General features: G+C 63.0%; 18 protein-coding genes. 10 read left to right on the top strand and 8 right to left on the bottom strand.

What is annotated here, in order from left to right:
• Positions 1-251: 251 nt before the first annotated feature.
• On the top strand, positions 252-1,967 hold the full coding sequence (gene aceK, locus HU720_RS20350; protein WP_186522258.1) for a bifunctional isocitrate dehydrogenase kinase/phosphatase: 1,716 nt from the start codon (positions 252-254) through the stop codon (positions 1,965-1,967).
• Positions 1,968-2,005: 38 nt separating this feature from the next.
• Here aceK and HU720_RS20345 read toward each other — a convergent pair whose 3' ends face one another.
• Positions 2,006-2,359: a hypothetical protein gene (locus HU720_RS20345; RefSeq protein ID WP_186522256.1), complete on the bottom strand. Its 354-nt coding sequence runs from the start codon at positions 2,357-2,359 to the stop codon at positions 2,006-2,008.
• Between the two features lie 116 nt (positions 2,360-2,475).
• On the bottom strand, positions 2,476-3,342 hold the full coding sequence (locus HU720_RS20340; protein WP_186522254.1) for a DUF6279 family lipoprotein: 867 nt from the start codon (positions 3,340-3,342) through the stop codon (positions 2,476-2,478).
• 119 nt (positions 3,343-3,461) lie between these two features.
• On the opposite strand from HU720_RS20340, the gene HU720_RS20335 reads away from it, so the two are divergent.
• Positions 3,462-4,298 (top strand): S1-like domain-containing RNA-binding protein, encoded by an 837-nt coding sequence (locus HU720_RS20335; protein ID WP_186522251.1) that lies wholly within the window; start codon positions 3,462-3,464, stop codon positions 4,296-4,298.
• Here the strand turns inward: HU720_RS20335 and HU720_RS20330 are convergent, their stop codons facing one another.
• Positions 4,299-4,679 carry a hypothetical protein gene (locus HU720_RS20330; RefSeq protein WP_186522249.1) on the bottom strand — a complete coding sequence of 127 codons (381 nt, stop codon included), beginning with the start codon at positions 4,677-4,679 and terminating at the stop codon, positions 4,299-4,301.
• Between the two features lie 244 nt (positions 4,680-4,923).
• Positions 4,924-6,393, bottom strand: a complete 1,470-nt coding sequence (locus HU720_RS20325) for a right-handed parallel beta-helix repeat-containing protein (protein WP_186522248.1) — start codon at positions 6,391-6,393, stop codon at positions 4,924-4,926.
• Between the two features lie 241 nt (positions 6,394-6,634).
• Here HU720_RS20325 and HU720_RS20320 point away from each other — a divergent pair, with 241 nt between their 5' ends.
• The 3 genes from HU720_RS20320 to def all read left to right on the top strand — a co-directional run bounded on the left by HU720_RS20320 (position 6,635) and on the right by def (position 8,502).
• Positions 6,635-6,814: a CsbD family protein gene (locus tag HU720_RS20320; protein ID WP_186522247.1), complete on the top strand. Its 180-nt coding sequence runs from the start codon at positions 6,635-6,637 to the stop codon at positions 6,812-6,814.
• A 201-nt stretch (positions 6,815-7,015) separates the two neighbouring features.
• Positions 7,016-7,969 carry a YihY/virulence factor BrkB family protein gene (locus tag HU720_RS20315; protein WP_186522246.1) on the top strand — a complete coding sequence of 318 codons (954 nt, stop codon included), beginning with the start codon at positions 7,016-7,018 and terminating at the stop codon, positions 7,967-7,969.
• Positions 7,966-8,502, top strand: a complete 537-nt coding sequence (gene def, locus HU720_RS20310) for a peptide deformylase (RefSeq protein ID WP_186522244.1) — start codon at positions 7,966-7,968, stop codon at positions 8,500-8,502. The genes HU720_RS20315 and def overlap by 4 nt, the downstream gene beginning before the upstream one ends.
• Here def and HU720_RS20305 read toward each other — a convergent pair.
• On the bottom strand, positions 8,457-8,825 hold the full coding sequence (locus HU720_RS20305) for a GNAT family N-acetyltransferase (protein ID WP_238337744.1): 369 nt from the start codon (positions 8,823-8,825) through the stop codon (positions 8,457-8,459). The genes def and HU720_RS20305 overlap by 46 nt on opposite strands.
• A gap of 323 nt (positions 8,826-9,148) precedes the next feature.
• On the opposite strand from HU720_RS20305, the gene HU720_RS20300 reads away from it, so the two are divergent.
• On the top strand, positions 9,149-9,415 hold the full coding sequence (locus HU720_RS20300; RefSeq protein WP_186522240.1) for a DUF2790 domain-containing protein: 267 nt from the start codon (positions 9,149-9,151) through the stop codon (positions 9,413-9,415).
• A gap of 207 nt (positions 9,416-9,622) precedes the next feature.
• On the opposite strand, the gene HU720_RS20295 is transcribed toward HU720_RS20300, so the two are convergent.
• Positions 9,623-10,984 carry a PLP-dependent aminotransferase family protein gene (locus tag HU720_RS20295; protein ID WP_186522238.1) on the bottom strand — a complete coding sequence of 454 codons (1,362 nt, stop codon included), beginning with the start codon at positions 10,982-10,984 and terminating at the stop codon, positions 9,623-9,625.
• A 76-nt stretch (positions 10,985-11,060) separates the two neighbouring features.
• Here HU720_RS20295 and HU720_RS20290 point away from each other — a divergent pair, with 76 nt between their 5' ends.
• A complete protein-coding gene (locus tag HU720_RS20290; protein ID WP_186522236.1) occupies positions 11,061-12,014 on the top strand; it encodes a threonine dehydratase in 954 nt (317 codons plus the stop codon).
• A 65-nt stretch (positions 12,015-12,079) separates the two neighbouring features.
• The gene (locus tag HU720_RS20285; protein WP_186522235.1) at positions 12,080-12,724 is read left to right on the top strand and encodes a LysE family translocator; all 645 of its coding nucleotides are present in this window, start codon (positions 12,080-12,082) and stop codon (positions 12,722-12,724) included.
• Between the two features lie 56 nt (positions 12,725-12,780).
• Here HU720_RS20285 and HU720_RS20280 read toward each other — a convergent pair whose 3' ends face one another.
• Positions 12,781-13,251 carry a MaoC family dehydratase gene (locus HU720_RS20280; RefSeq protein WP_186522234.1) on the bottom strand — a complete coding sequence of 157 codons (471 nt, stop codon included), beginning with the start codon at positions 13,249-13,251 and terminating at the stop codon, positions 12,781-12,783.
• 34 nt (positions 13,252-13,285) lie between these two features.
• The gene (locus HU720_RS20275) at positions 13,286-14,230 is read right to left on the bottom strand and encodes an alpha/beta hydrolase (protein ID WP_186522233.1); all 945 of its coding nucleotides are present in this window, start codon (positions 14,228-14,230) and stop codon (positions 13,286-13,288) included.
• A gap of 203 nt (positions 14,231-14,433) precedes the next feature.
• Between HU720_RS20275 and fadD2 the strand changes: the two genes are divergently transcribed.
• Positions 14,434-16,122 (top strand): long-chain-fatty-acid--CoA ligase FadD2, encoded by a 1,689-nt coding sequence (gene fadD2 / locus HU720_RS20270; RefSeq protein ID WP_186522232.1) that lies wholly within the window; start codon positions 14,434-14,436, stop codon positions 16,120-16,122.
• Between the two features lie 404 nt (positions 16,123-16,526).
• The gene (fadD1, locus tag HU720_RS20265; RefSeq protein ID WP_186522231.1) at positions 16,527-18,224 is read left to right on the top strand and encodes a long-chain-fatty-acid--CoA ligase FadD1; all 1,698 of its coding nucleotides are present in this window, start codon (positions 16,527-16,529) and stop codon (positions 18,222-18,224) included.
• The last annotated feature ends 170 nt before the right edge of the window (positions 18,225-18,394 follow it).

Below are 18,394 nucleotides of genomic sequence, written 5' to 3'. Positions count from 1 at the left end.
GCAGCAGCCCTGAAAACCCAAGGGTAATCCTCAGGGCTGCTGCGCAGCCCAACGCGGGACAAGCCCGCTCGCCACAACTCTCTGTTAATTCCCACAGGATTGGGTTCAACCAGCAATGTAGTGGTTGAGCACGGCCTGCGTGGGGGCGGGCTTGCTCGGAAGGCAGAACCACCGCAATTTGGCCGTCGCCGGCCCCGAAAAAGCCGCAGCGGACTAATCTCTCTAGCTCACCCCTGCGCGAGATCGCCCGCATGGCACAGCCCTGGCCCGCCGCCGACATCGCGCGGATGATCCTCGATGGCTTCGACGACTACCGCGAGCACTTTCGCAGCATCACCCTGGGTGCCCGCGAACGCTTCGAGCAGGCGCGCTGGCAGGCTATCCAGCAGGCCGCCGCGGCGCGCATCAACCTGTACGAAGAAAAGCTCACCGAGGTCAACGGCTGGCTACGCCAGGCCTTCGCTCCCCAAGGGCTGATGGAGGCAGAGCACTGGCCGCAGGTCAAGCATGCCTACATCCAGTTGATCGACCCGCGCCTGGACGATGAGCTGGCCGAAACCTGGTACAACTCGCTGTTCTGCAGCCTGTTCAGCCACGACCAGATCAGCGATACCTGCATGTTCATCCATAGCACCCGCCCGCCGCAGCGTAGCCACCAGCGCGCTGCGCAGACTCGCAGGTACAGGCAGCCAGCCGGCTTCGAAAGCCTGTTGCGCGCAATCTTCGCCGATCATGCCTTCAACGTGCCGTTCGCTGACCTTGAGGCTGACCTGGCGCGGTTACTCCAGCAGTTGCGCGACAGCGTGCCGGACTGGGTGTGCAAAGACCCGGCATTGACCGCCGAACTGTTCACCCCGGTGCTGTACCGCAACAAAGGCGCCTACCTGCTGGGCCGGCTGTACAACGCCGATGAACAGTGGCCGCTGGTCATCGCGCTGGTGCATCGCGAAGGGCAGGGCATCGTCGCCGATACGCTGATCACCGATGAGGCCGAGGTATCGATCATCTTCTCTTTCACCCGCTCGTACTTCATGGTCGATGTGCCGGTGCCGGCGGAGTTCGTCAATTTTCTCAAGCGCATTTTGCCCGGCAAGCATATTGCCGAGCTGTACACCTCTATTGGCTTTTACAAGCACGGAAAATCGGAGTTCTACCGCGCCCTGATCAACCACCTGGCCCACAGCGACGACCGCTTTGTGATGGCCGCAGGGGTGCGGGGCATGGTGATGAGCGTGTTTACGCTGCCCGGCTTCAACACCGTGTTCAAGGTCATCAAGGACCGTTTTTCACCCTCCAAGACTGTCAACCGTGCCACGGTGATCGAAAAATACCGCCTGGTGAAAAGCGTCGACAGGGTGGGCCGTATGGCCGATACCCAGGAGTTTGCCGATTTTCGCTTCCCGCTGGCCAAGTTAGAGCCTGAGTGCCTGGCTGAATTGCTGGAGGTCGCGCCCTCCACCGTGGTGCTTGAGGGCGATACCGTACTGATCCGCCACTGTTGGACCGAGCGGCGCATGACCCCGCTCAACCTGTACCTGGAGCAAGCCAGCGAAGCCCAGGTGCTGGAGGCGCTGGAAGACTACGGGTTGGCCATCAAGCAACTGGCGGCGGCGAATATTTTCCCCGGCGACATGCTGCTGAAGAACTTCGGCGTCACCCGCCATGGCCGTGTGGTGTTCTACGACTACGACGAGATCAGCTACCTGACCGAGGTTAACTTCCGGCACATTCCGCCGCCGCGCTACCCCGAAGACGAAATGTCGGGCGAGCCTTGGTATTCGATTGGCCCGCACGATGTGTTCCCGGAAGAGTTTCCGCCTTTTCTGTTCGCCGATATGGGCCAGCGGCGCTTGTTCAGCCGTTTGCATGGCGAACTGTACGACGCCGGCTACTGGCAGGGACTGCAAGAGGCGATTCGCGCGGGGAAGGTGATTGATGTGTTTCCGTATCGTCGCAAGGGGCGCTGAGGTGTGGCAGCGGCGTCGCTGCCACATTCTGGCTTGACTCAGAGCACTTTCAAGGCCATCTGGGCGCCGGCCTTGAGGTACTCGAGTTGCGAGACAAGCGCATCGCGAACGATGGCCGCTCCGGTGCCGCTGAGCTTGGCTTTTTTCGCATCCACAACCGCCAGTTGCAGCAACTGCATGGTCACATCCACCGAGTGCATGTAAGCGGTCAGGTTGCTGTTGCGCTTGCCGAAGAGCTCGACCAGTTTTTCCATGCGTTTGTCGGCGTCGTCACGCAACGACTGGAATTCGGTCACGGTAATTTTTCCGTCGGCATTCACGTCGCTGAGAAGCGCCTCCAGCGATGCGGATTGGAAAAGGTTGTACTCCTGATTGGGCAGGTCGGTTTTCATGCGCTGATCTCGGTAGGGAACAAGAAATTGCCGGGTACCGGCATACGCAATCTGCCCCAGCCTGCATCAGCACCTGCGGTGAATAATCACTACCTTGGCCTGCGCAAGTGAGTGCCTCAACCGGCCACCTTCAGGCATTTCAACTCACTGAAATCGGTGCGCACCTTGCTCAGCCGCTGTTCAAGCAGCGCCCGCTGCTGTGGGGTGCTCTGTTTCATCAGGTCCACCAGCAGGCTGCGCGCCTGTTGCTCGGTGTTCTGGAATGCAGCGCGGTAAGCCGGCGTCCACAGGCTTTCCTTGCGCTGCAGCAACTGCGCAAGGCGTGGTTCAAAGCTTGGGCTGCTGCGCTGGTCCATCACCAGCACCAGTTGCTGCTGCCAGTGCGCGCGGTTGGCGATCCACTGGCTGTTCTGGTCGCCCAGGGCCTGGGACCAGCTTTTGACCCGCTGGCGCTGCTGCGCGGTGAGTTCGCCCAGCCAAGGCTGCAGGCGTTTCTGCATGCGCGTTGCACGCTTTTCGACCTGCTCGGGCAAGGGTGTGTCAACGTACTCTTTCTGGCGCTGGGCAATGTCGTCGCGAAACGCCTGGCGCATCTCGGCCACCTGGCGGTCGCTCATGCCGCGCAGCAATTCGGTGGCCGACGGCGTCACCTGTTCGGCAACCCGGCCGATCGCCTCGCGGGCCTCTGCGGTGCGCTGCTGCAGCGCCTGGTCGGTGACGGCGTTGTCGGCCACCATCTGGCGGACGCGGTCGAGCCAGTCGAGGTAGCCGGGCAATTGCGTGGTGCAGTGCCACGCCAGGTGGGTTTTCAGCCGCTCGTCGAGCAGGCTCTTCTGCTCGCGGTTCATGTCCAGGTAGTCGCCTAGCGACCACGGCACAAGGCGGTCGAGGTTGCGGTATGCCAGGTCAATACGGCTGCAGGCGCCAAGCGCCAGGGCGCAAGTGATGAAGGTGAGCAGGGCTTTGGTCAGGCGTGACGGCATGAGCGGATCCTTGCAAGGGCTGGCCAGGCGATAGACGCAAGGTAAGCGCGGCGGTTCCACCCGGGCGGGCGAACGGGTCAGGTGTTAGAATAGCCGCCTTGTCTGGAGGATCTTCACAAATGGCTCTGCTTGGGCGTTACAACAGTTTGCAAATCGTTAAACACGTAGAGTTCGGCCTGTACCTGGACGGCGGCGCCGATGGCGAAATCCTGCTGCCGCGCCGTTACTTCCCCAAGGACGCCGAGCTTGAACTCGACGACTGGCTGAACGTGTTCATCTACCTGGACAGCGAAGACCAGCTGATCGCGACCACCGAAAAACCCAAGATGCAGGTCGGCGAGTTCGCCAGCCTGAAGGTCAAGGACATCAACGGCTCGGGCATCTTCCTCGACTGGGGCCTGTCCAAGGACTTGCTGATGCCTTACTCCGAAGAGTCGCGGCCGCTGAAGGTCGGCGACTACTGCGTGGTGCACGCCTACCTGGACAAGCGCACCCGTCGCCCTACCGCCACCGCCAAGCTGGACCGCTACCTGGACACCACCCCAGCCGACTACAAAGCCGGCCAGCCGGTTGAGCTGCTGGTTGCCGGCGAAACGCCGATGGGCTTCAAGGCCATCATCAACAACCGCCATTGGGGCCTGATCCACAAGAACGAGGTGTTCAAGTTCCTGCGCTCGGGCATGCACGAGAAGGGGTTCATCAAGGAAGTGCGCCACGACGGCAAGATCGCCCTGAGCCTGCAACCTGTGGGGCAAGCCCTGGCTGAAGGCCTCAATGAGCAGATCATGCAGCGCCTGGATGCAGCCGGTGGCGTATTGCCGGTGTGCGACAAGAGCGACCCGGCGGTCATCAGCCAGATGTTCAATGTCAGCAAGGGCAACTTCAAGAAGGCGATTGGCGCGCTGTTCAAGCAGGGCTTGATCGTCATCCATGACGACCGGATCGAGCGAGCCTGATCAGGCCTGCACGAAGGTGCTGAAATCCAGCTGCTCGCCGCCTGGGCGGGTGTCGCGCAGCAGTGAGTCGCGGTCGGCGCTCAGTGCCAGGCTGATGGTCGAGCGGCGTTTACCGGGGTTGCGCACTTCCATCTGCTCCTGATGAGCCTTGAGGAAGTTGACCGGCACCTTCAGGTGCTGCAACTCATCGGTTTCGGGGGTGTGCAGCAGCAGGTTGACCCAGTCGGGCTGGCCTTTGCGCAGCAGCGCTACCGGCACTTCGAACCACCACAGGTTGCGTTTGCTGTCGAGGATGGCGAACAAGGTGTTGGCACTGGTCAGTACCGGCTTGCTCATCGCCTGGTTGCGGCGGGCGATGGCGCTGGGTTTATCGAGTTTCATGCAGGTTCCTGCGGGTTGACGCCAGAAAGGCCCGACATTGTGCGGCTCTGCTGATCGCGGGGCAAGCCCGCTCGGGCCGGGGTCGCCGATTGGCGTAGGAGCGGCCTTGTGTCGCGAACGGGCTGCGCAGCAGCCCCGACGATTTTGAGTGAGGTCGAAATCCTGGGGCCGCTGCGCAGCCCGTTCGCGACACAAGGCCGCTCCTACACAGACTGTGGTACGCGACAATAGGCAAGCACTACGCTCAGCGGCGCAGTGGCTGGCTCAGCTCCGAAGTGGCGCCGTCTGCCGTGGTCACTGTGGCGGTAAAGCTGTGTAGCCCCTCGGCCTGCCCCAGCACCTGGCTGAAACGCGCCTGGCCTTGGGCATCACTGTTCACCAACACCTCGCCCAGATACTGCTCAGCCTCGGTCGCATTCGCCGCCGCGTTGCCAAACACCTCCACCCGCAGCAGGCTCGACGCAGGGCCTTGCACCTCGCCACGCAGCACATTGCCGTCAAGCGCCGTCAGCGTTGGCGGCTGCTGGTTATGGTTGGGCAGCGGTTGGCAAGGCGCAGGCTCGCCTTTGGCGTCGCAAATAATCGTCTGGTCCTTTTTCGGCAGGTCCGCGCCGACACCGCGAGAGCCCACATACAGCGCGTGAGCCTGGGCCGGCACGCCGAAGATAATCGCCCCGGTGCGTTGGTCGGGCACGCACGAGCCGCCGGCCTCGCAGCGGCGGATATCCTGGCTGTTGCCCCAGATACGGTTGGCGCTCAGGCGGGTGGCGGTCACCTCAGGCTCCGGGCGCAGCGCCACGCCGATGCGGTTGCCATGGATCAGGTTGCCGTCAAGGATGTTGCCCTCGCCGGTCACGCTGACGCCGATGGAGTTGCCGGTGAAGCTGTTGCCCGCCAGGTAATTGCGCTTGCCCCAGTTGATCTGCAAGCCGTCGGAGTAGTTCTCGAAGCGGTTGCGCACCACGCTGTTGTCGTTGCCCAGCAGAATCTCGATGCCCTGGGAGGGTTCAGGGTTGGCGGCGGTGGAGCGGAACAGGTTGTCGGCCACCAGGTTGAAGGCGGCGCCGCGAGTCAGCTCCAGGCCGTCGCCGTTGTCGACCAGCTGGTTGCGCAGCACCTTGTTGTTATTGGTGGTGGTGGCGGTCGGGTTACCAGCACCGTCATCGCCGGTCAGCATGACCCCGGCCCCGCCCTTGTTGGCGGTGATGCGGTTGTCTTCGATGACGTTGTTGCTGGCGCGGTTGACCAGGATGCCGATGCAGAAATTACGCACCTCCAGGCCCTGGATGTGTACGCCTTGGGTATCACGCAGCACCAGCCCCGGCTGGGTGGTGGTGCGCACGTTGGTGCCGAACTGGCCAGGCACCGCGCCTGGGCAGGTGCGCACGCCCTGGTCCTTGATATAGCCGCTGCCGTCGATGGCCACATACAGGCCTTCACGCGCCCACGGCTGGCCACTTAGGCTGACTGGCCCCTTGATTTCCGGCAGTGGCCGCGAGGGCCTGATCACATAGGGCGGCGTGCCCACGGCGGCGATCTCGATGCGGTAGTGGCCGGGGTTCTGGTTGCTGGTTTCGATGGCCCAGCGCAGGGTGCCGGGCTGGCCGTCGTCGGTGTAGCGCTCGACGGTCAGGGTTTGCACGGCGGCAGGGGCTGCGAGGGCGGGCAGGGGGAGTAGCGGCAAAAGGGCTGCGAGCGCAGGCATCAAACGCATGGGGCGAGGTTCCAATCACTGTTGTTGTTATGCGGCGCGCCGGCAAGGGCGGCCTGTCTGAGGGCGATTCTAGGGCAGGGCGCTTGCATGGCGGCGTCTGGGCAGCGGATTCGGTGCGATATTCGCCCGCTGTTTGCCGTTCGGCTGTTGCCAGCCAAACGCATTGAAACTCTTGCGAAGGTGCGAAGGTCGATCCATTGTCGGCACGATTTCCCGTGCCTCTTTAGCAAGGAGTCATCCCATGAGTGGCACCAAGGATAAAGCGAAAGGCCTGGCCAACGAAGCAATTGGCAACATCAAGCAGGGTGTTGGCAAGGTGACCGACAACGACAAACTGCGTGCCGAGGGCAAGGCCCAGGAACTCAAGGGCGAAGCCCAACAGAAGGTGGGTGAGGTCAAGGACGCCGTCAAGAAGCCTTGATTGCGTGCCCTTTATCGCGGGGCAAGTCGGTTGCCACAGGGTGATCTGTGGCCGCAGGCTTGCCCCGCGATGCATTTGACGGTTTTTTTGCTTCGCGCTGTGCACTTACAGTTGCTGTAGGGTCTATTAGACTTGCCTGTACCGGCGGCCCGATTTAACGCCGGGCCAGCCCTCGATGATCAAGCGGCGAAAGGAGACGCTATGATTTTCCCCGACCTGCGCGGCCTGCCTCTGCACCGCGTGCTGGTGCGCACCGTCAAGGAATTCGTCGACGACGAGATGTCCACCTACGCCTCCGCGCTGGCCTACCAGATGCTGTTTTCGCTGTTCCCCTTCCTGCTGTTTCTGATTGCCCTGATCGGCTTTCTGCACCTGCCTGACTTCTTTTCCTGGTTGCGCCTGCAGTCAGAACTGGTATTGCCGCCCCAAGCCTTGGAGCAGGTGAACCCGGTGATCGACCAGTTGCAGCAGTCCAAGGGCGGGCTGTTGTCGGTGGGTATCGTGATTGCGCTGTGGACCGCGTCGGCCGGTGTGCGGCTGATGATGAGCGCGATGAACGCCGCCTATGATGTGCCCGAAGGGCGCCCGGTGTGGAAGCGCTTTCCGCTGTCGGTGTTCTACACCATTGGCATCGCCGGCATGTTGCTGGCCGCCGCTGCGTTGATGGTGCTGGGCCCGCAGGTGATGGAGTGGATTGCCGCCCGGGTAGGCTTGCAGGAGGCCGTGGTGACCCTGTGGACCATCCTGCGCTGGCCGGCGATTATCATTTTGATGATGGTGGCGGTGGCGCTGATGTACTACGTCATGCCGGATGTGGAGCAGAAGTTTCGCTTCATCACCCCAGGTTCGGTACTGGCCGTGGTGGTATGGATCATTGCCTCGCTGGGCTTTGCCTACTACGTGAAGACCTTCGCCGACTACAACGCCATGTATGGCAGCGTCGGGGCGATCATCGTGCTGCTGCTGTATTTCTATATCTCGGCCGCGGTACTGTTGCTGGGCGCCGAAATGAACGCGGTGATCGAGCACATGGTGGCTGAAGGCAAGAACCCCGGCGAGAAGGAGTTCCACGACGAGCCTGCCACTGCGCCGCATACCGTACTCGGTCATCCCCACCCTATCGACCCCCAGCCCCCTGAGCCGAACGACCGATGATCCGCGACATTCTCAAGATGGGCGATGAACGCCTGCTGCGCATCGCCCCGTCGGTGCCTGCGCATATGCTCGGCAGCCCTGAGTTGCAGCAACTGATCGACGACATGTTCGAAACCATGGCCCATGTCGGCGGCGTTGGGTTGGCGGCGCCGCAGATCGGCATCGACCTGCAACTGGTGATTTTCGGCTTCGAGCGCAGCGAGCGTTACCCGGACGCAGAGCCGGTGCCGCGCACGATCCTGCTCAACCCGGTGATCACCCCGCTGGGTACTGAAGTCGAGGATGGCTGGGAGGGTTGCCTGTCGGTGCCCGGGCTGCGCGGCGTGGTGCCGCGCTACACGCGCATCCGCTACACGGGTCTCGACCCGCAAGGCCGCCCGGTCGAGCGCCTTGCCGAAGGTTTCCATGCGCGGGTAGTGCAGCATGAGTGCGATCACCTGATTGGCCGCCTTTACCCCTCGCGCATCCAGGACTTCAGCCGCTTCGGCTACACCGACGTGCTGTTCCCCGGGCTGGATGTCGCCGAGGACTGACCGCGTTGCATGGCCAGCAACGGCTTGCTGCGCTGGTAGCGCGCCAGGCGCGAGGCCAGCGCCTCGGGCAGGTGCTGGGTGCTGCTGAAGCCCAGGCGGCCGTAGAACGCTGCCAACAGCGGGTCACAGAACAGCCATACTGGCGCGGGGTTGGCCATCAGGGCGGCGTGAATCAGCCGGCTGGCGACTTGCTGGCCTCGGCACTGCGGCGTCACGAACAAACCTGTCAGCCAGTAGCCCTCGGCAACCGGGGTCAGGTTGAGCCCGCCAACAATCTCGTTTGCCCGTGCCACCCATTGCTGGCCATCGCCGGCTGTGCGCATGCGTGAGCCGTGCTGGCGGTAGAGCTGCTCCAGCAGGCGGCGTTGCGGCGATGGGAGGAGGGTGCAGGTCAGCGGCAGCATGCGGGGCCCTGAGTGGCTTGGCGGGGCTTTGTCGCAGATTGTTGCAAAAGGCGCAAGGGTGAATGTCCTACTTTGGGGTTCAACTATTTTTCGGCAGGCGTAGAATTTTTCCTATCCCCAGCGCAGTACGCAAAAGCGGGATCGGTACTTCGTGTTGCTGCACCTCGGCAACAACTTCTCCGCGCCAGTGACGGCATCAGAAGTCACGCGATCAGCTTGTTAGCCATCAAGGTTCGAAAATCATGAAAGCCCTACTGATTCTTGCATTGGTCGGTGTGTCTTCGTTCGCCTTCGCGGACGCGGCCACCACCCCCGCCAGCGGCGCTCAGGCGCCAGTGGTGGAGCAATATGACTATTCCACCAACCTCGACATCAAGCGGGTGATCAGCCTGTCGACCATCCCTAACGTCTGCGAAGTGGTGCCTGCCACCATGACCTACGAAGACCACCAGGGCCGGGTGCACACCTTGCAGTACCGGGCGATGGGTGAGGGATGTAGCCAGAGTTGAGGTTTAGGCAGCGTGGGCCGATGCGGTGTCTTACGGCCTCATCGCAGGCTGGCGCCAGCTCCCACAGAGACCGCGCCCGGTCGCTAGTGTGATGCCAGGCGCGCAGTTTTCTGGGAGATCACCCAGCCCTTTCAGGCTGCGCTGCCGTGCAGAGAACTGGGCAGCGTGGGAGCGGGCTTGCCCCGCGATGAGGCCAAACCTGCTCACTCAGCCCTCGGCCAGCACCTGGCCAACCCACTCCAACCCTTGCTTCAACTGTGCCCGGTTCGCCGCCGCCGAAAGGCTTATGCGCACCGCTCTGGGCATCTGCGTTGCCACTGCGAACACACTCGCTGGCACCACCTCCACGCCCCGCTCGCGGCACATCGCCGCCACCTCGTCAGCGCTGGCTCGCGTGCCCACCCACACATGCGGTGACGGGCCGCCAGTACTGACCAGCGCACGCCCAAGCACTGCCCGTGCCAGCCGCCAGCGCTCGGCGATTTCCTGGCGCTGCCAGGCCAGCCTGCGCGCGGCGCTGCCGTCGGCGATCCACTGACAGGCAATGCGCAGGTTCAGCGGCGAGACCGTCCAGTGGGTCGCCTGGGCATGCGGGTCGATGCGTGCCAGCAGCGTCGGATGGGCAACGATCCAGCCCATGCGCAAACCTGCGGCAACGGTCTTGGACAAACTGCTCACCAACACCCCACGGCCCTCCAGCAGCGAGTACAGCGGCGGCTGATCTGCCAGGGCACCATAGACATCATCTTCGATCACCAGCAGTCCATGGCGCCTGACCACCTCGGCCAACGCCTGCCGGCGCGGTTCGTCCATGCAGGCGCCGGTCGGGTTGTGCAGGGTGGGCGTGCAGACCAGCACCCGCGCCCCGCTGGCGCGGGCCACGCGGTCCAGGTCGTCCGCGCGCAGACCGTGCCCATCCAGCGCAACGCCATGCACCGGCAGGTGCAACTGGCGGCATGCGGCCTTGATGCCGGGGGCTGTGAGCGCTTCGACCAGCACCGGTTCGCCGGCTGAGCACAGCGACTGCAGCACGCTCAACAATGCCTGCTGGGCGCCGCCACTGAGCGCCAGTTCTTCCGGGTGCAACGCAAGGCCGCGGTTGGCCAGCCACTGTGCGCCATGCACGCGGCCCAGCAACAACTGTTCAGGGCCCAGGTAGTGATCCAGCAGCCCATTGGCACCGCTATCGAGCAGGGTGCGCAGGCTGTGCTGCAGGTCGGTATTGTGCGGGTCAACCACCGGCACGTTGGTCGAAAGATCAATCATCCCCGGCAGCCGATCGTGCTGTTTCAGCCGAAACAACGTGGCCTCCTTGCTGCCCGCCAGCACATAAGTGCCGCGGCCGACCTCGCCTGCCACCAGGTGGCGCGCGGCGGCCTCGCGGTACGCCTGCTGCGTGGTACTGGGGTTCAGGCCCATGGCCCAGGCCAGGCGCCTTTGCGGCGGCAAGCGTTCGCCGACTTGCAACTCGCCGCGTTCGATAGCCATGGCAATGGCTGCCACCAGCGCCAGGTAGCGAGGTTGGCCATCGTCGGCCAGGGTTGGGGTCCACACGAAATTGTCGCCCATGCAATATAGTCTTGGACCCATACAATGCCCGGCGCTTAGCATCGGTTCAACCTCGTACCGACCAAGGATGCCCGCCATGTTCGACTTGCCCGCCCTGCGTGAAGCCGCCGCTTTCGTTCATCAGCACGTACCACCGACGCCGCAACACGCCTGGCCACTGCTGGCTGACCGGCTGGGTTGCCAGGTGTGGGTCAAACATGAAAACCACGCACCCACCGGCGCATTCAAGGTACGTGGCGGGCTGGTCTATGTGCGTTCGTTGCTGGCGGCAGGCGAGCTGCCGCGTGGGCTGGTCACCGCCACCCGGGGTAACCACGGCCAGAGCATGGCCTTGGCCGCGCGCCAGGCCAATCTGCCGCTGGTCATCGTGGTGCCTGAGGGCAACTCGCAGGAAAAGAACGCCGCCATGCGCGCTTTGGGTGCTGAGCTGATTGAACACGGCGCCGACTTTGACGTGGCCCGCGAAGAAGCGGCGCGGCTTGCCCAGGCGCGTGGCTACGCCATGGTGCCGTCCTTCCATGCCGAGTTGGTGCGCGGCGTGGCCACCTATGCGCTGGAGTTGTTCGAGGCCGTTGCCGACCTTGATTGCGTTTATGTGCCTATCGGCATGGGCTCGGGTATTTGCGGCTTGATCCAGGCGCGCAACCTGCTGGGGCTGCGCACCGAAATCGTCGGCGTGGTGTCCAGCGCCGCTGATGCTTATGCGCAAAGCTTCGAGCAGGGCCGCATCGTCACCACCGCCAGCGCCGACACCTTCGCCGATGGCATGGCCTGCCGCATGCCGCACCCGGATGCGTTTGCCCTGGTCCGCGAGCATGCCGCGCGCATCGTGCGGGTGAGCGATGCCGAGGTGGCCGGCGCCATGCGCCTGTACCACGAAGCCACCCACAACACCGCCGAAGGCGCAGGTGCGGCGGGACTGGCTGCGCTGATGCAGGAGCGCGCGCGCCAGGGCGGCCGGCGCGTGGCCGTGGTGCTGAGCGGGGCAAACGTCGACCGGGCCGTGTATGCGCGTGTGTTGGCGGGCTAGGTTGGCCAAGGGCGTGGGTTTTTCCCTACAATCCGCGCTCTTTCCATGATCGCCCCGAGTGACCGATGCCCTTTTCAAATGGATTTCTGCTCAGCCTGTCCCTGTGCCTGGACATCGGTATTGCCAACATCGCCATGATCACCCTGGCCATGCAGCGCGGTTTTCTGCGCGGCTTCTGGCTGGGGCTGGGTACCTGTGTCGGTGATCTTGTCTACGCGATCGCCGCACTTGCCGGCATGACGGTGCTTTTGCAGTTTGAAAGCGTGCGCTGGGCCTTGTGGCTGGGCGGCTCGGCACTGTTGGTGTGGTTTGCCCTGAAAATGCTGCTGGCGGCCTGGCGCGGCGGGCACATGGATGCCCGCAGCGAAGTGCGCAGTGAGTCAGGCTGGCGCGAGTTTCTGCGGGGTATCTTCCTGGCCATGTCATCGCCCACCGCTATTTTGTGGTTCGCAGCAGTGGGTGGCGTGTTGATCTCACGTTCAGGTGCGGACAGTGCGCTGGATGCCGGGTTGTTTCTGGCGGGGTTCTTTGCGGCGGGGCTGTTCTGGTGCGTGTCGTTGTGCGCCATCGCCAGCCATGGCGGACGCTTGCTCGGTGACCGGCTGCTGACGTGGTCTTACGTACTTTCTGCGGCGATTTTCTGCTATTTCGCGGTGTACGTGATTGTTTCGGGGTATCGCGAATTCATTCTGGCCAGCCCGCCGGCATAACCTTGGGGGCCGCTTGGCCCGAGTCGCGTTCGAGCCAAGCGTTGCCAGGGCTGCTGTCAGCTGGCGACGAAATTCGGCGGGCTTACCAGTTCGACAGTCTGTTGCTTGCGCGGGGCCAGAATCTCGGCCTCACCTTGAACCACCAGTTCGTCGTTCTGGTTGTAGACGTTGGTTGCGATGCGCACTTTGAACTTGGGCAGCTTTTCCAGGATTTCCAGGCGCACGGTCAGGGTATCGCCGATTTTCACCGGTTTCTGGAAGCTCATTTGCTGTCCCAGGTAGATAGTGCCAGGGCCGGGCAGGGTGCAGGCCACCGCGGCGCTGATCAGCGCACCGCTGAACATGCCGTGGGCGATGCGCTCGCGGAACATGCTCTTGGCGGCGAATTCGGCGTCCAGGTGCACCGGGTTGTGGTCACCGGACATAGCGGCGAACAACTGGATATCACGTTCTTCAACGGACTTTTCAAAGGTGGCTTTCTGGCCGACTTCGAGGGCTTCGTAAGGCGTGTTGGTGACCTGGGTCATCGAGGTTTCCTGGTTGAGGCGCAAAGGGCGGCAATCATTCACTGCGGGCAGGGCGGCCAAGGGCCAGCGCCTGCTCCAGCCAGCCGATGATGTCTGCCATGACCTCGTCGCGATGGGTTTCGTTGAGCACTTCGTGCCGGGCGCCGGGGTACAGGCGCAGTTGCACGTGGCGGTTGCCGGTCGCGCGCAGGGCGTCGGCCAGATGGGTGAGACGCTTGCCGGTACTCACCGGATCACATTCTCCGCCAATTACCAGCATTGGCAGGTTCGGATCGATCTGCGCCAGGTGCTTGGCACGGCTGATTCGCGCCAGCCCCAGCAGCAGGTCGAGCCATAGCTGGTTGCAGCAGCGAAAGCCGCACAGTGGGTCGGCGATGTAGCGGTTGACCTCTTCAGGGTCGCGGCTTAGCCAGTCGAAGCGCGTGCGGTTGGGCTTGAATGGCCTGTTGAACGAGCCGAACGACAGCCAATCGATCAGCGCACTTTTGCCCAGTGGCCCCTGGCGCCAGGTTTCCAGCCGCGCGATCTGCCGCGCGCAGCGGTAAAACAGTGCCGGTTGGAAGTTCGAGCCGCTGAGAATTGCCCCTTGCAGGCTGGCGCTGTGGTGCAGCAGGTAAGCCTGGGCGATGTAGCTGCCCATGCTGTGGCCAAACAGAAACAGCGGCGTGCCTGGAAACTGCTGGCCGATGTGCTGGGCCAGCACGCCAAGGTCGTTGACCACGGCATCCCAGCCATTGTGCATGGCGAACAGGCCCATGCTGCCCGGTTCGGCGGTGCGGCCGTGGCCGCGCTGGTCGTGGCCGAACAAGGCAAACCCTGCGTCATTCAAGGCTTCGCCCAGGCGCTGGTAGCGCCCGGCATGCTCGGCCATGCCGTGGGCCAGCAGCACCACGGCCTTGACCGGTGTGGGTGGCAGCCACTGGTGCACGTACAGGCTGCAATGCTCGCTGGCAGGCAACCAGAAGGCGTCATGGGGCATGGCCGGTCCTTGTCCGCGGGGTGTGTTCACTAGTGTACGCACAACCGCTGAGATTGCAGGAAGGGCACAAATAAGATTCACAATGTTAATGGCAGCACTTGGCGTGTTTGCCACCTGGGGGGGACCTGCTAACGTCGGCACAACGCCTTTTTGCAGTTACGGCAAGGGACTCATCGCAGCGCCAGGCAGAGGAACAATAATAAATGCAAGCCGACTTCTGGAACGACAAACGCCCCCAGGGCGTGCCATCCACCCTCGACCTCAGCGCCTACAGCTCGGTGGTCGAAGTGTTCGAGCGCTCCTGCAAGCGCTTCGCCGACCGCCCGGCGTTCAGCAACCTGGGGGTTACGCTCACCTACGCCGAGCTTGAGCGCCACAGCGCCGCCTTCGCCGCCTGGCTGCAGCAGCACACCGACCTCAAGCCCGGTGAGCGCATCGCGGTGCAGATGCCTAACGTGCTGCAATACCCGATTGCCGTGTTCGGCGCCCTGCGCGCAGGGCTTGTGGTGGTCAACACCAACCCGCTGTACACCGAGCGTGAGATGCGCCACCAGTTCAAGGACTCCGGCGCCCGCGCCCTGGTGTACCTGAACATGTTCGGCAGCCGTGTGCAGGCGGTGCTGCCCGACACCGGCATCGACTATCTGATCGAGGCCAAAATGGGCGACTTGTTGCCCGCGGCCAAGGGCTGGCTGGTCAACACCGTGGTCGACAAGCTCAAGAAGATGGTCCCGGCCTATCAATTGCCCCAGGCCGTGTCGTTCAAGCAGGTGCTGCGCCAGGGCCGCGGCCAGTCGCACCAGGCGGTGCCGCAGGTGCTCGATGATGTCGCCGTGCTGCAATACACCGGTGGCACCACGGGCCTGGCCAAAGGCGCCATGCTCACCCACGGCAACCTGGTCGCCAACATGCTGCAGGTGCTGGCCTGTTTTGCCCAACACGGGCCCGACGGCCAGCCGCTGATCAAGGAAGGGCAGGAGGTGATGATCGCGCCGCTGCCGCTGTACCACATCTATGCCTTCACCGCGAATTGCATGTGCATGATGGTGACCGGCAACCATAACGTGCTGATCACCAACCCTCGGGATATCGCAGGCTTTATCAAGGAGCTGGGCAAATGGCGCTTCACCGGCCTGCTTGGGCTCAACACGCTGTTTGTGGCGCTGATGGACCACCCAGGCTTCAAGGCCCTGGATTTTTCGGCGCTCAAAGTCACCAACTCTGGCGGCACGGCCTTGGTCAAGGCCACTGCTGAACGCTGGGAGGCGCTCACTGGCTGCCGTATTGTCGAAGGCTATGGGCTTACCGAAACCTCACCCGTGGCCAGCACCAACCCCTACGGCAAGCTGGCGCGCCTGGGCACGGTGGGCATTCCGGTGGTCGGCACCGCGTTCAAGGTAATCGACGACGATGGCAACGAGCAGCCCTTGGGGGAACGCGGCGAGTTGTGCATCAAGGGCCCGCAGGTCATGAAAGGCTACTGGCAGCAACCTGAAGCCACCGCCCAGGCTCTGGATGCCGAGGGCTGGTTCAAAACGGGCGATATCGCGATCATCGACCCGGACGGGTTCACCCGCATCGTCGACCGCAAGAAGGACATGATCATCGTCTCGGGTTTCAATGTGTACCCCAACGAAATCGAAGACGTGCTGATGAACCACCCGCAGGTAGCCAGTTGTGCAGCCATCGGCGTGCCTGACGAGCGCTCGGGGGAGGCGGTCAAGCTGTTCGTGGTGCCACGGGCAGGCGGGGTCAGCGTCGAGGAGCTCAAGGCCTACTGCAAGGCCAATCTCACCGGCTACAAAGTGCCCAAGCACATCGTGCTGCGTGACTCGCTGCCGATGACGCCGGTGGGCAAGATCCTGCGCCGAGAGCTGCGCGACACGGCCTGATCGTCAGGGCCGTTCCGGCCAATCGCAGGCTGTCGCCCACTGAGGCCGTGCTCAACCGCAACATTGCGGTGGGGCCCAATCCTGCGGGAAATGATAGAGAGTTGTGGCGAGCCCGCTCGCCACAAGGAGAGGTGTCTGGCGAGAACAGGCAGGTACAAACCCATAGAATCTCCCACGCTGCCCAGTTCTCTGCGCGACAGGGCAATATGTTCGTGACCAGGCTTGGCTATACAGTCATTTTCGTGACCGTGAAGCCCGTTTCGGCCTCTAGGCGACCCTTGGCAAAGCTGATACTCTCGGCGCGTTTCTGAGGATGCCCGGCTTGCCAGCAAGCCGGCTTTCCATATCAATAATAAGCGCATTGACGCGTACCGAATTCGCTGTTGCTGAAGGAGCGGGCTTCCATGATCGAACATTTTTGGAAGGATAAGTACCCAGCCGGGATAACGGCGGACATCAATCCTGACGAATTCCCCAATATCCAGGCCGTACTCAAGCAATCCTGCCATCGCTTTGCCGATAAACCTGCCTTTAGCAACCTGGGCAAGACCCTCACCTATGGTGAGCTGTACACGCTGTCCGGCGCCTTCGCCGCCTGGCTGCAACAGCACACCGACCTGCAGCCAGGCGACCGTATCGCCGTGCAACTGCCCAACGTGCTGCAATACCCGGTAGCGGTGTTCGGTGCCATGCGCGCCGGGCTGATCGTGGTCAACACCAACCCGCTGTACACCGCGCGGGAGCTGGAGCACCAGTTCAACGATTCCGGCGCCAAGGCGCTGGTGTGCCTGGCCAACATGGCGCACCTTGCCGAAAAAGTCGTCCCCAAGACCCAGGTGCGCCACGTCATCGTCACTGAAGTGGCCGACCTGCTGCCGCCGCTCAAGCGTCTGCTGATCAACAGCGTCGTCAAGTACGTGAAAAAGATGGTGCCGGCCTACAACCTGCCCAAGGCGGTGCGTTTCAACGACGCCCTGGCGCTGGGCAAAGGCGGCGCAGTCACCGAGGCCAACCCGCAGCCCAACGATGTTGCCGTGCTGCAATACACCGGCGGTACCACCGGGGTTGCCAAGGGCGCGATGCTCACCCACCGCAACCTGGTGGCGAACATGCTGCAGTGCCGTGCGCTGATGGGCGCCAACCTGCACGAAGGTTGCGAGATCCTCATCACGCCGCTGCCGCTGTACCACATCTATGCGTTCACCTTCCATTGCATGGCGATGATGCTGATCGGCAACCACAACGTGTTGATCAGCAACCCGCGTGACCTGCCGGCGATGGTCAAAGAGTTGAGCAAATGGAAGTTCAGCGGCTTTGTCGGGCTGAACACGCTGTTCGTGGCTCTGTGCAACAGCGAGGCGTTCCGCGCCTTGGACTTCTCAGCGCTGAAAATCACCCTGTCGGGCGGCATGGCCCTGCAACTGAGTGTTGCCGAGCGCTGGAAGGCTGTCACTGGCTGCGCCATCTGTGAAGGCTATGGCATGACCGAGACCAGCCCGGTGGCGGCGGTCAACCCGGCCGAGGCCAACCAGGTGGGGACCATCGGTATTCCGGTGCCTTCGACGCTGTGCAAGGTCATCGACGACGCCGGCCAGGAACTGCCGCTGGGCGAAGTGGGCGAGCTGTGCATCAAGGGCCCGCAGGTGATGAAGGGTTACTGGCAGCGCGACGAAGCCACCGCCGAGATTCTCGACAGCAACGGCTGGTTGAAGACCGGCGACATTGCGTTGATCCAGCCGGACGGCTACATGCGCATCGTCGACCGCAAGAAAGACATGATTCTGGTGTCGGGCTTCAACGTCTACCCTAACGAGCTCGAAGATGTGCTGGCGGCCTTGCCGGGCGTGCTGCAATGCGCGGCCATCGGCGTACCGGATGAAAAAACCGGTGAGCTGATCAAGGTGTTCATCGTGGTCAAGCCGGGCATGACCTTGACCAAGGAGCAGGTGATGGAGCACATGCGCGCCAATGTCACCGGTTACAAGGTGCCCAAGGCTATCGAGTTCCGCGATGCCTTGCCGACCACCAACGTGGGCAAGATCCTGCGCCGCGAACTGCGTGATGAAGAGCTGAAGAAGCAAGGCCTGAAGAAGATCGCCTGATCTTCACAGCGGGGCCGCGCTGCGGCCCATCGCAGGCTGGCGCCAGCTCCCACAGTGATCTGAGCCAGGCATCAATATCGAGGCTGGGCGCGGTCTCTGTGGGAGATTCTATGGTTTCGGGCAAGTCGCTTTTGATTGTGTAGGAGCGGCCTTGTGTCGCGAAAGGGCTG

Source organism: Pseudomonas sp. SWRI51, from assembly GCF_014268825.1.
Classification (GTDB): Bacteria; Pseudomonadota; Gammaproteobacteria; order Pseudomonadales; family Pseudomonadaceae; genus Aquipseudomonas; species Aquipseudomonas farsensis.
Note: the sequence above shows the minus strand (reverse complement) of the source record. Positions and strands in the feature narration are given on the sequence as shown.